Below are 12,107 nucleotides of genomic sequence, written 5' to 3'. Positions count from 1 at the left end.
ACGGCGCAGTACCACGCCATGGACATGGGCAAATTCACATGAAGGCTCCATCGGCTCCCCATCTCGATCAGGCAAGAGCGGTTCATGCCCGCATTGCTCCCTTCAGGTCGCCCCGACGCGTTGCTGCGGCGGATACATGTCCTGGCCATCGGCGGAGCGCACCAGTTTGCGCATATCCTGCCGGTGGCCAGCGAACTGGAACGCCGCCAGCCCGGCTCGGTGACTTTCTTCGTCTGCAGCGAGGAGGAAGCGGCAATCGCGCAGGCTCAGGTCCGCGAACTCGGCGGCCCATGCCCTGCCGTGGAGGTCATGCGATTGCCCGGCATCACGGCCCTGCTGCCACGCCGGTTTCACAAGGCGGCGCGTCTGATCGTCTGGGCAGCCCGCCTGTGCGATGCCGCCGTCCTCCTCTGCGCCGAACGCACTTCCACGATGCTGGGCAGGCTGCGGGACGATTGCCCGCCGATCCTGCACATTCCTCACGGCGCGGGCGACCGCGCTGTCGGTTTCGAGAAACGCTTCGCGCTGTTCGACCATGTGATGGTGGCCGGCCGCAAGGACCGCGACCGCCTGCTGGCGAGCGGCTTCGTCGAGCCGGACGCCTGCACGGTGACCGGACCGATCAAGCTGGCCACGATCCTGTCCTCCCCCCGCCCGCGTCCGCCCCTGTTCGACAACGCGCGTCCGACGATCCTATACAATCCGCATTTCTCGAAAAAACATTCGTCGATTGAGGTCTTTGGCCGAAAGCTGATCGAGGCGGTCGTGCAGGACGGGCGCTACAATCTGGTGGTCGCGCCGCATGTCCGGCTCGCCCGGCGCTGGTCCGCGCGTGAGCGGCGCGAGTGGGAGGCTTTGGCGGTTCCGGGCCGTGTGGTGGTCGACCTCGGCTCGGCGCGCTGCAACGACATGAGTTATACGCTGGGGGCCGATCTCTACGTCGGCGACGTCAGCAGCCAGGTTTACGAGTTTCTCGCCCATCCGCGTCCGTGCCTCTTCGTCGATGCCCACGGCGTCGACTGGCAGGAAAGCGAGGACTACGCGATGTGGCACTTCGGCGAAGTGATCGCGCCCGAAGCCGATCCGGTTGCGGCGCTGGACCGCGCCTTTGCCAATCACGGCGCCTACCTTGCCTGGCAGCGCGAGCGCATGGCCTATACCATCGACGGCATATCCTGGGCGCGAGATGGAACGCCCACTTTCAAGGGCCGCAACGCGGTGCGCGAGGCCGCCGACCAGGTCGAACGCTATGCCGGGCTGGCCGTTTCGGACACGTTCGCCACAGCCGCCTGACGCAAACGACAACCATCCCCTTCGGCTGGCGGTGCGGGATAAGTCTGCGCAAAGCAGTGGACTCACACCTCAATCTTGGAACATAATAGGAACATATCTCCGATTCGAGGCATGGTCCCCAATGTTCCAGACCCACGCGCCGTCCCGCGCCGATCCCCCACCTGAAACGCCGCCCCGGCCTCTCTGGCTGGTGAAGGCGCAGTTGCACGAAGTTCATGCCGCCGCCGGCGACTGGGCCTCGGCCATGGCCTTTTGCCTCGCCGCGATCGAGGCCGACGCGCGGCGGCCGATCCTGCTGCTGCGGGTACGCAAGGACCGGCGCGCCCAGATGCGGATGGACCCTTGCGGCGAAGGCTGGGCGCCGTTGGGGCTGGACCCGGCGCGGCTGCTGATCGTCGATGCGCGCGACGATGCCGGGCTGCTGCGGGCCGGGCTGGACGCCGCGCGCCAGTCCGGGCCGGCGGCGGTGGTTTTGGAAACCTGGGGGAACCTGCGCGAATATGACCTTGTCGCCAGCCGCCGCCTGATCCTTGCCGCCGAACAGTCGCGCATCCCGGTTGTGATGCTGCGCGGCGATGCCCCGCCGCGTGCCAGCGCCGCGCATACCCGGTGGATGGTCTCCAGCGCTCCTTCCAGCCCGCTGGAAATGCGCGCGCCGGGGCCTCCCGCTCTCCTCGTCGAACTCCAGCGCCGACGAGGCGGACCGGCGGGAATGCACTGGCGGCTGGAATGGAATGAAGACAATGCCTGTTTCCGCGAAGAACCCATCCTTCCCGCCAGCGCCGAGCCCGGTGCGGACGAAGCCCCGCCGTTATCTGGCGCTGTGGTTTCCCTGGCTGCCGTGCGAGCGGGCGAGCCGCTGCGGCGTACTGCCTGAAGCGGCGGCGGCCAGCGCGCTGGTGGCGCGTGACGGGCAGGCGCTGCGCCTGGCGGCGGTTGGCGTTGCCGCGCACCGCCAGGGTTTGAGCGCGGGCATGACGTTGGCCGATGCGCGCGCGCGCTGCCCCGATCTGGCGACGGCGCCGCACGATCCCGTGGCCGACAGCCGCGAGCTTGACCGGCTGGCCGGCGCGATGATCGCCTTCACCCCGCTCGTCGCGCTCGATCCCTGCGATGGACTGGTGCTGGATGTGACCGGCTGCGCGCACCTGCTGGGCGGCGAGGATGAACTTGTCGCCGGCGTGCTGGCGGCGGCAGGGTATACCGTGCGCCACGCGTTGGCCGCCCATGCCGCTGCCGCGCGGGCGCTTGCCCGGCACGGCACCGGCCATGATGTGCGCGCGCTGCCGGTTGCCGCACTGGAACTGGACGAACGCGCGCTTTCCGGCCTGCGCCGCGCCGGGCTCAAAACTCTGGGCGATCTTGCGGCGCGGCCCATGGCAGGACTTGCGGCGCGCTTCGGGGAAGCGGCGGTCATGCGCCTGCGCGCGATTCTGGGCGAGGCGGGCAGCCCGATCACCCCGCTCCGCCTCGCCGAACCGATCCGGCTGGAAACGCGCTTTCCCGAACCGCTCGCCCGCACCGACGATGCGCTCGACGTGATCGAGGAACTGCTGACCCGGGCGGCCCGGATCATGGAGGAGCGCCAGCTCGGCGGGCGGCGCTTTCGCGTGGTGCTCCACCGCAGCGACAATGTCCGTCCGCGCCTCGTCGTGGAAACCGGCCAGCCGGTGCGCGACCCCGCCGCCGTCATGCGTCTCCTGCGCGAACGGATCGACACGCTTTCCGACCCGCTCGATCCTGGGTACGGCTTCGATGCGATCACCTTGGCGGTGCTGGGCGCCGAGCATTTGCCCTCGCGCCAGATCGGGCTGGAAAGCGGCAAGGAAGACGCCGAAGACAGCATCGCCGCGCTGGTCGATACGCTGGGCGTGCGGCTGGGCGAGGAGCGGGTGAGCCGCCTCGTCCCCTGCGACCGGCACTTGCCCGAAAAGGCGCAGGGGCTGGTCCCCGCCGCGCAGGCGCGCCCCGCTCCCTGGCCGGCAGGAGGCGAGACTCCGCCCCGCCCGCTGCTGCTGCTCGACCCGCCCCAGCCGGTGGACGTGATCGCGGGCGTTCCCGACAGTCCGCCGCAGCGTTTTCGCTGGCAGGGCCGCCTCCACGATGTCTGCCTGGCCGAAGGGCCTGAGCGGATCGGCGCGGAATGGTGGCGAAAGCGCGGCGGCCACATCCCCGGCAACGCGGGCGATACGCGTGACTACTACCGCATCGAGGACGGCAAGGGCCGCCGCTACTGGATATTCCGCAGCGGCCTGTTCGGCGAAACGCCCGGCCCGCGCTGGTATCTGCACGGCCTGTTCCCATGAACGTGCCCGCCTTCGCCGAACTGGTCGCCGCCACCAATTTCAGCTTTCTGCGCGGCGCCTCGCCGGGCGCGCAGATAGTCGCACGGGCGCAGATGCTGGGCATGAACGGCATCGGCATCGCCGATCGCAACACCGTGGCCGGCGTGGTGCGCGCGCTTGCCGGGTGGCGGGATATCGGCGGCAAGGCCAGCGGCGTGAAGCTGATCGTCGGCGCCCGGCTGGTCTTCGCGGACGGCACTCCCGACGTGGTGGCCTACCCGATGACGCGGCACGGCTGGGGTCGGCTCACCCGCCTGCTCACCCTGGGCAACCGCCGTGCGCGAAAGGGCGAATGCGAACTGCATCTGCCCGATCTTCTGGACCACGCGCAGGACATGGCGCTCATCGCCATGGACGGCGATGCGGCCCTGCTCGAAACCCTGCGCGCGGCAACCCCCCGGCTGTGGCTGGCCGCCACCATGCCGCGCGCCGGGCAGGACGCGCGCAGTCTGGCGCGGCGCATGGCGCTGGGCGAACGCACCGGCGTGCCCCTGATCGCCACCAACGACACGCTCTATGCCGAGCCCGACGACCGGCCCATGCAGGACGTGCTCACCTGCATCCGCAAAGGGCTGACGGTGCAGACCGCCGGCCGCAGCCTCGCCGCCAATGCCGAGCGTCACCTCAAGACCCCGGCGGAAATGGCCCGCCTGTTCCACGCCTGCCCGCAGGCTCTGGCAGCCACGCAGGACCTGCTGGCCTGCATCGAATTTGCCCTGACCGACCTCCGCTACGAATATCCCCACGAACCCGTACCCGAAGGCTGGCAGCCGCAGGACTGGCTGGAAAACCTCGTCCTGCAAGGTGCCTACGAGCGGTTCCCGGACGGCCTGGCCCCCGAATACCACAAGGTGCTGGCCGAAGAATTCGACCTGATCCGCCACAAGAACTACGCCTGCTACTTCCTCACCGTGCATGACATCGTGCACCATGCGCGCAGCCTCGAACCGCCGATCCTGTGCCAGGGACGCGGCAGTGCGGCCAATTCGCTGGTCTGCTATTTCCTCGGCGTCACCCCGATCGACCCGGTGCAACAAAAGCTGCTGTTCTCCCGCTTCCTCTCCACCGAGCGCAACGAACCGCCCGATATCGACGTCGATTTCGAGCATCAGCGGCGCGAGGAGGTGATGCAGTACATTTTCAGGCGCTATGGCCGCGATCGGGCAGGCATCGCCGCCACCGTCATCCGCTACCGCCAGCGCAGCGCCATCCGCGAAGTGGGCAAGGCGCTGGGACTGAGCGAGGACGTGACCGCGCGCCTTTCCGGCACCGTCTGGGGCAGTTGGGGCGGCGATGAACTGCCCGAGGAGCGCCTCACCGAAGCCGGCTTCGACCCCGCCAACCCGCAGGTGGAGCGCCTGCGCGACATGGTGGGCCAGCTACTCGAATACCCGCGCCATCTGTCGCAGCACGTCGGCGGTTTCGTGCTGAGCGAAACCCGGCTCGACGAACTGGTGCCGATCCACAATGCGGCGATGCCCGACCGGACCTTCATCGAATGGGACAAGGACGATCTGGAGGCGCTGGGGCTGATGAAAGTCGACGTGCTGGCGCTCGGCATGTTGACCGCGATCCGCAAGAGCTTCGACCTGCTGCGCGATCATCATCTGGATGACCTGGTGCTGGCTACCGTCCCGGTTGAAGACGAGGCCACCTATGACATGCTGTGCAAGGGCGACAGCATCGGCACCTTTCAGGTCGAAAGCCGCGCCCAGATCGCGATGCTGCCGCGCATGAAACCGCGCGAACTCTACGACCTTGTCATTCAGGTGGCGATCGTGCGGCCCGGCCCGATCCAGGGCGGCATGGTCCATCCCTATCTGCGCCGGCGTTGCGGGGAAGAGGCGGTCGTATTTCCCGGGCCGCCGGGGCAACTCCTCGATGTTCTGGGCAAGACGCTGGGGGTGCCGCTGTTCCAGGAGCAGGCGATGAAGCTGGCGATCGTCGCCGCCGGTTTCACCCCTGCCGAGGCTGACGGCCTGCGCCGCGCCATGGCGACCTTCAAGAGCCGGGGCAACGTGGGGGATCATCAGGAACGGTTGATCGAGGGCATGGTGACACGCGGCTACCCCCGCGAATTCGCCGAGCGCTGCTTCGAACAGATCAAGGGTTTCGGAGAATACGGCTTCCCCGAAAGCCATGCGCAGGCCTTCGGATGGCTGGCCTACGTCTCGTCCTGGCTGAAGTGCCATTACCCGGCTGTGTTCACCTGCGCGCTGCTCAACAGCCAGCCGATGGGTTTTTATGCGCCCGCGCAGCTGGTGAGCGATGCGCGCCAGCACGGGGTTGAAGTGCGCGCCATCGACATCAATGCCAGCGTCTGGGACAATACGCTGGAAGGCGAACGCGTGCTGCGCCTTGGCCTGCGCCAGATCGGCGGCTTTCAGAAAGAATGGGCGAAAGGGTTGGAAGAAGCCCGCAAGGTCAGCCCCATCACCGGCCTTGAGGACGCCGCCCGCCGCGCCGATCTGCCTTCGCGTGCACTGCACCTGCTGGCCGATGCCGATGCGCTGGGCTCGCTCGGGCAAAGCCGGCGCTCGGCGGGATGGGAAGCGCGGCGCGTACCTCCGGCACAGCTACCGCTTTTTGCCGCCCTGGAAGCCCCCGAACTGGCGCGGGAGGCGGACGCAGCGCTGCCGGCCATGGCGCCTGCGGAGGAAGTCGTGGCCGATTACCAGACGCAGCGATTGTCGCTGAAAGGCCACCCGATGCAGTTCCTGCGCCCCCATTTCGAAAGGCAGGGCGCCTGGACCTGCGCTGCCGTCGACACCGCCCGCGACGGCGCGAAAGTACGCGTTGCCGGTGTCGTTCTGGTTCGCCAGCGGCCTGGCAAGGGCAATGCGATCTTCATCACGATCGAGGACGAAACCGGCGTGGTCAACGGACTGCTCTGGGCGCGCGATTTCGAAAAGCAGCGCCGCGCGGTGATGGCGGCCCGCCTCATGGTGCTTGAAGGGACGGTCCAGCGCAGCAAGGAGGACGTCGTCCACCTCATCGTAGAGCGCGTCACCGATGCCAGCGCGGCGCTGTCGGTCCTGTCGTCGCCGGAGCTGAAGCCCGAGCCGCTACCCGCCGATGAGGTGCGCAAGCCCGGATACGATCGCGGTCGCCCCACTTCGCGCGGGCATCCGCGCAATGTGCGCATCCTGCCCCGGTCGCGGGATTTTCATTGAAAGGGCAGGCTTCCCGCCGTGTTCAGGCGGCGCGCCGGGCGCGCGGCGCCGGGGTTTCATCCGTGCGCAGCGGGGGCCGGCTCAACAGGGCGCCGCGCCGCTCCAGATGCCGCAGCGGCACATAAGGGTCTTCCCGTGCGAGCGAACGAAAATGCTGTATCTTGAGCAGCAGCGCCATTGCGCCGGACACCGCGATCACTGCCTGCCACCGTACGAAGTCGATGCCGCCGGTCATTCCCGCATGGACCCACTCCAGCATCGTGACCACAAGCGCGAGGATGCCAAGCATGTCGGCGGCCCGCACTTTGGGCGCCGCCTGAAGCATGACGATGGCGGCAAGGAACGTCGCCGCGGCGGCGCAGGCGGGCGACGCGTCGAAACCCAGGATGACGGCGGCAAGCCCGCCCAGGCATGGCAGCAGCGCCAGCCTGGCGGCGTTGACGAGGAACCGGGGCGTGAGCAGGGAAGACATCATGCCTCCCTTGTCGCCCGAAATTCTGAAAATCACGTTTAAAACTTGGCGTTTCTAAGTGAAATTACAGTCATCCAAATCAGGATGCCGCACGGGCCGAGGGCAGGCGCATGACGTTGACGATCCGCTGGATCACACGCCCGGCCAGGCTGCGGGAATGGTCGGCGCCGGCATCGTGGAACAGGTCATACGTCAGTTCGCGCCACCAGTAGCGCGGATCGCTGGAAAACAGATAGTGGCCAAGATTCTTGCGCGTGGTCGCCATCGCGCGGTCCTCCAGCTCGGTCCCGTCCTGTTCGCCGATCAGGCTGGCGCGCGCGATGTCCAGCAGCTTGCGGGTGCGCCATTCCTGAGCCAGCGCCGCACAGTCCTTTTCAGGCAGGGGCGTGGCGTAGAGTTCGTGGCAGAGCAGAAGCGCGGCCATCGTCATGTGTTCGATGCCATTGGCCGCGGCGTCCGTGACCAGGCGGTCAGCGGCGCCGGGTTCCTGCCGCAACACGGCGGCAAGGTCGGCCAGCCACTTCAGGCGTGACCAGGCATGTTCGGCCCCGTGCGCGGTGAGGTAAAGCGTGCCCAGGTCGCGCGGCAGGACAGGCAAGGTGATGCCGGGGGAGACCACGGCATCGACCGCATCGTCCACCCCGACATGGCCGAGCAGGCGCGGGTTCTGGAACAGGCGCCAGTGCAGTTCTATGCCGGTGTCGCTATGCTCGTGGTCGTAAGCCCAGTCTTTGCCGTAGCGTGACACCGCTCCAAGCTGCCGTGCCGTTGCGCCGCAAGGCGGCTCGCTGCGTTCGTAGCCGACGCGGGACAGCACCTCGTGCGCGCGTTCCAGATCCTTGCGGGCGATCAGCAGGTCGATGTCGATGCTCGTTCGAACCCCGACCTCGCCGTAGATGGTGAGCGCGGCCGGTGCTCCTTTAAGCACCGCCACGGGAATATCGTGCGCCCGCAGAGCCGCCACGGCCTGCCGGGTTTGCAGCAGCTGGCGGAACTGCTCCTCCGCCAGATCCAGTGCGTCCTGCCGCAGTTCGCGGCGCAGCGGCGTATCTGCCAAACCCTCGCAATGGCCGACGGCGCGGGCTACCAGTCCTGTCACATGGTGCCGCCGGGCCAGGGCGATAAGCCGGGCAGGATCGCGAATGGCCGCTGCGGCATGGCGAATGGTCTCGATCGCATCGGCGTCGTGCGGCCAGCGCGTGGCATGCAGCAGGAATGCGAATTCAGGGCACAGGACAGGCGTGCCGGAAGGTGCCGTCATGACCGGCACTGCGCCCACACGGCGCGGCGCCCTTGCGGCCAGGTGGCGAGAAGCGCGAAGCCGCCGGGTTCGGGATCGCCGATAACCGGAAAGCGTTCCGTCTCGATCCAGACATGGGCACGGATCGGCCGCGCTGTACCGGATGCTGGCATGACCCCGTAAAACAGTGTGGAATCGATCCCGCGCCGGCGCAGCATGATCTGCGCGGCCAGGCCCTGCTCGAAGCACAGAGCGCGCAAGGGGCTGCGTTTGGCGGCGCGGTCAACCGCCCATGCGACCATCCACGTCAACACCTCGGTGCGATCGGTCGCGGCCGGCGGCTTGCCGAAAGGGCCGGCGGCGGCGATCCGGCCGATCAGCGTCAGCGGCAGGAACCGCACCAGCGGGGCGGCGAGCACCAGCAGCACCATCGCTTCCACCAGCGCGCGCCGTTCCTCCCAGTCGAAACGACCGAACTTCGTGCGCAGGGAAGCAAGGTCGTCCTGGTTCACGGCTCGATCCAGAACCAGGTGTCGATCGTGTCATGAGCGCCGTGGAGGCGCACTTGCTGGTTTTCGGCCGCCTCGAACGAATCGACGACGTGGTACTGCGCGCCGAAAGCACGAACTTCTTCGCCCAGCGTATCGTAGGCGATGTCGTCCGCAAGGTGGAAGCGCAGCCACTGGGCTATTCCGTCCACTTGCCCTGCGGTAAGCGATACAGCAGCGCTGGACCGATCGGGGCGGATCGGCTCCGGGCCGGTAACGTCGAAATCGAACAGCGTAACAGGTTCGCTGCGCAGCGTGAACTTATCGCAGCTCAGTGTGAAGTCAGTGCTACGCAGTGCGTTGAACGGCGTCATGTCCAGTCCATCGACGATGCCCATGCAGTGCTGCGCGGCTTCGAGGTTGGTGACGGGGGCGACAAGCAGTTCCGCCCGCCCCGGCAGCACCGGTGCGCCGGGCTTGAGCAGCCGGGCCTTGGCATCCGCCAGCGTCGCGGCGCAGCCCGCCCCCAGGAAGTTGTTGGCGAGGTTGTCCCACAAAAGCACGTCGGCCGGTTCGGGCAGGTCGCGGCCCAGGTTCAGTTCGCGCGAGTCGATCGGCAGGAGGGTTATCCTGTCGGCAAAGCCATTGCGTGCGATGATCTCGCTTGCTGCGCGAGCCACTTCAGGATCGCGTTCGCAGGCGACGACATGGCTGGCGCCGGCCTGGACGGCCAGCATGGCGAAAACCCCGGTTCCCGCGCCGATATCCAGCACCACACCGCCGTTCGCCAGCACCCGGCGCAGGGCGCGCGCGTAAAGTTCGTGCCGATACGTGTCGAGAACCATGGTGAAATACCAACTGCCGATACCCTCGGACAGAATCGGGCGCGCCAGTGCCTGCGCTTCGGCGTTCGTCGGCGCGAGGGCCAGCGCCTCGCGGCAGACGGCGCGGGCGCGTTCCTGCTGGTCGTTTTCGCGCAGCAGCGTGCGGGCGCAGTTGATCATCGCGATCGCATTGCCGTGGACGGAGGCGAGCAGGGTGTCGACCGCTGCTTCGGCCAGGCGCGGGAACCGGGTATTCGGCGTCACAGATTGCTCCTTGCGATGCTTCGCATGTGGCTGGCCGCCGAGATCGTGAGCAGGCAGGCCAGGCGGTAACTGTTTTCGGCCTCGTCACTGTCCCAATCGGACGAACCGTCTTCGGGCAGATCGGCGATCAGGCGGCGAACTTTGGCGGTGTCGAGGAAGGCGGCGGTGGGTTCGTACAGTTCAAGCCGCTCCATCTCGTCGACGAAGGCCTGCCGGTCCTGGCAGATCGCCTGGGCCCAGTCGGCGCCCTGATAGCCGCGCTGGCGGTTATCCAGCACTTCGGGCGGAGCGCGGTCGGCCAGCACGCGGCGCAGGATCGCGCGCGGCTCACCGTTCCAGACCAGCCGTTCAACCGGAATGCGCAAGGCCAGTTCGAACAGCCTGCGGTCGGCGGTGGGATCGCGCAGGTCCAGCCCCCATTCGGCGAGCATGGCCTTGTAGTGGTCGCCGGCGCCATTGGTGCGTGTGCTGATCAGGCGGCCCTCGACGCTGGAGATGCCCCGCTCCCGCCCGAATCGTCCAGAATCGGGAACTGGTTCCCCGGCCTCTGCCGCAGCATGGCAATGGGCCTGTGCAGCTTCTTCATAGGCGCTGTCGGTGAGCAGCGACATGTCGCGGTCGTCCTCGATAGGGCGGCCCGAAAGCACCATGCCCCAGCGCCAGAGCCGGTCGGGAAGAAGGTCTTCGACGGTGTTGAACAGCACGCCGCGCCAGCGCATCCAGCCGCCGCGCACAAGGCCGCGCGCGGTGCGCAGCCACAGCTTGAAACGGCGTTGCCGAGCCAGTTCGCGCAAGGCCCAGATGCCGGATTCGCTGATCGAACTGTTGCCCATAAGGCCGTGAAGCAGGACGCTGACCCCATGGTCGCGGGCCGTGTCGTTGATTTCCTCGAACCAGGGCAAGTTGCACAAGTTCACAATGGGCGAGGGGTAAAGAGCGCGGGTACGGTCAAGCCCGGCCAGCGGACCTTGCCCGGGCACGACCCGCACAAGGTCCATATTGTCATGCATGGCGGCGGTGCGCGCCGCGACATGCGATTCGTCGGCAAAATGGCGCGTGGCCATCGTGCGCACCGGGCCTTCGCGGGGCGCCGCGACGAAGGCGGTTATGCGCTGGCCGTCACGGGCGAGCGCGAGGGCAGCGGTGGTGGCGACGGCGGTACTGTCAAAACCCCCGCTCAGGTGCGCGCCGACTTTGCCGGATGCGCGGCGCAGGCAGGTGCCCACGGCGTTCTCGATCGCCTGAGACAGGGTGTCTTCGTATTCCGCCTGGGTGTTGAGCAGCAGCGGCGTGAGGTCAGGCTTCCACCATGCGGTTTCCTGCTGACCCGTGCTGGACACCGCCAGCATATGCCCCGGACGTACGATATCGATGCCGGTATAGGCAGAGCGCCCGGGCGCGAACGAGTTCATGCGCAGGAATTGGCGGTACTGCTCGACGTCGGGTGTGCGGGGTGTGGCCGGATCGGCAAGGAGGATGTCCGGCATGGAGGCGGCTGCAAAGCGTCCTGCCTCGGCATGGTAATAAAGGGGGCGGTCCCCCATGGCATCGCGGGCCAGAACGAGGCGGCGTTCCTGCCTGTCCCAGGCGATCACCGCGAAGACGCCGTAAATCCGTTCGAACGCAGCCTCGCCCCAGCGTTCGAGCGCTGCCGCCACAATCGCGCCGTCTGACAGCGTCACCGGATCGAGGTTCAGTTGGGCGGCAAGGTCCTCGCGCTCCGCCAGCCGCACGTCGGCGGCGACGATCCAGCGCTGCTGCTCATTGTCCAAAGGTTCGTCTAGCCGATCCTCTGGCAGGAGCGGGAACAGGCACCTGCCCAGCAGCACCGATCCGCCTGACCAGGAACGCCAGGGCTCGCGGCCATAACGCCGGGATGCCATGGCGAATGGCCGGGCCATGTCCGTGGCGTCGGCTCCGTCGCGGTTCCAGAGCGCGCAGATAGCAGTCACTTAAGCGGATCCTGCGCCCGAGCGGATGACTTGTGCCGCGTCATATGGTTTGCGTT

At 67.6% G+C, this 12,107-nt stretch carries 9 protein-coding genes; 4 read left to right on the top strand and 5 right to left on the bottom strand.

Features of this window, described 5'->3' with window-relative positions; translation table 11 throughout:
• The first annotated feature begins 84 nt into the window (after positions 1 to 84).
• The 4 genes from V474_RS12475 (at position 85) to V474_RS12460 (ending at position 6,811) form a co-directional block, all read left to right on the top strand.
• Positions 85 to 1,293: a glycosyl transferase gene (locus V474_RS12475; RefSeq protein ID WP_059151799.1), complete on the top strand. Its 1,209-nt coding sequence runs from the start codon at positions 85 to 87 to the stop codon at positions 1,291 to 1,293.
• A 121-nt stretch (positions 1,294 to 1,414) separates the two neighbouring features.
• Positions 1,415 to 2,170, top strand: a complete 756-nt coding sequence (locus V474_RS26400; RefSeq protein ID WP_059151798.1) for an ImuA family protein — start codon at positions 1,415 to 1,417, stop codon at positions 2,168 to 2,170.
• The gene (locus tag V474_RS12465) at positions 2,085 to 3,599 is read left to right on the top strand and encodes a Y-family DNA polymerase (RefSeq protein WP_059151797.1); all 1,515 of its coding nucleotides are present in this window, start codon (positions 2,085 to 2,087) and stop codon (positions 3,597 to 3,599) included. Before V474_RS26400 ends, V474_RS12465 begins: the two co-directional genes overlap by 86 nt.
• A complete protein-coding gene (locus V474_RS12460; protein WP_059151796.1) occupies positions 3,596 to 6,811 on the top strand; it encodes an error-prone DNA polymerase in 3,216 nt (1,071 codons plus the stop codon). Before V474_RS12465 ends, V474_RS12460 begins: the two co-directional genes overlap by 4 nt.
• A 22-nt stretch (positions 6,812 to 6,833) precedes the next feature.
• Here the strand turns inward: V474_RS12460 and V474_RS12455 are convergent, their stop codons facing one another.
• From V474_RS12455 to V474_RS12435, 5 genes are all read right to left on the bottom strand, one after another.
• On the bottom strand, positions 6,834 to 7,286 hold the full coding sequence (locus V474_RS12455) for a hypothetical protein (RefSeq protein ID WP_059151795.1): 453 nt from the start codon (positions 7,284 to 7,286) through the stop codon (positions 6,834 to 6,836).
• Between the two features lie 76 nt (positions 7,287 to 7,362).
• Complete coding sequence (locus V474_RS12450) at positions 7,363 to 8,544, bottom strand: nucleotidyltransferase domain-containing protein (RefSeq protein WP_148649385.1); 1,182 nt, start codon at positions 8,542 to 8,544, stop codon at positions 7,363 to 7,365.
• Complete coding sequence (locus V474_RS12445; RefSeq protein ID WP_059151793.1) at positions 8,541 to 9,035, bottom strand: lasso peptide biosynthesis B2 protein; 495 nt, start codon at positions 9,033 to 9,035, stop codon at positions 8,541 to 8,543. Before V474_RS12445 ends, V474_RS12450 begins: the two co-directional genes overlap by 4 nt.
• On the bottom strand, positions 9,032 to 10,099 hold the full coding sequence (locus V474_RS12440; RefSeq protein WP_059151792.1) for a 50S ribosomal protein L11 methyltransferase: 1,068 nt from the start codon (positions 10,097 to 10,099) through the stop codon (positions 9,032 to 9,034). The genes V474_RS12445 and V474_RS12440 overlap by 4 nt, the downstream gene beginning before the upstream one ends.
• On the bottom strand, positions 10,096 to 12,051 hold the full coding sequence (locus V474_RS12435) for an asparagine synthase-related protein (RefSeq protein WP_148649384.1): 1,956 nt from the start codon (positions 12,049 to 12,051) through the stop codon (positions 10,096 to 10,098). Before V474_RS12435 ends, V474_RS12440 begins: the two co-directional genes overlap by 4 nt.
• Between the last annotated feature and the right edge of the window lie 56 nt (positions 12,052 to 12,107).

It is taken from the genome of Novosphingobium barchaimii LL02 (genome assembly GCF_001046635.1).
In the GTDB taxonomy this organism is placed as follows: Bacteria; Pseudomonadota; Alphaproteobacteria; order Sphingomonadales; family Sphingomonadaceae; genus Novosphingobium; species Novosphingobium barchaimii.
This window is presented reverse-complemented; position numbering and strand designations above follow the sequence as displayed.

Excerpts from the sequence above, each read along its gene's own strand:
- V474_RS12450 (WP_148649385.1), bottom strand. The coding sequence starts at position 8,544 with ATGACGGCACCTTCCGGCACGCCTGTCCTGTGCCCTGAATTCGCATTC.
- V474_RS12475 (WP_059151799.1), top strand. The coding sequence starts at position 85 with ATGCCCGCATTGCTCCCTTCAGGTCGCCCCGACGCGTTGCTGCGGCGG.
- V474_RS12460 (WP_059151796.1), top strand. The coding sequence starts at position 3,596 with ATGAACGTGCCCGCCTTCGCCGAACTGGTCGCCGCCACCAATTTCAGC.
- V474_RS12455 (WP_059151795.1), bottom strand. The coding sequence starts at position 7,286 with ATGATGTCTTCCCTGCTCACGCCCCGGTTCCTCGTCAACGCCGCCAGG.
- V474_RS26400 (WP_059151798.1), top strand. The coding sequence starts at position 1,415 with ATGTTCCAGACCCACGCGCCGTCCCGCGCCGATCCCCCACCTGAAACG.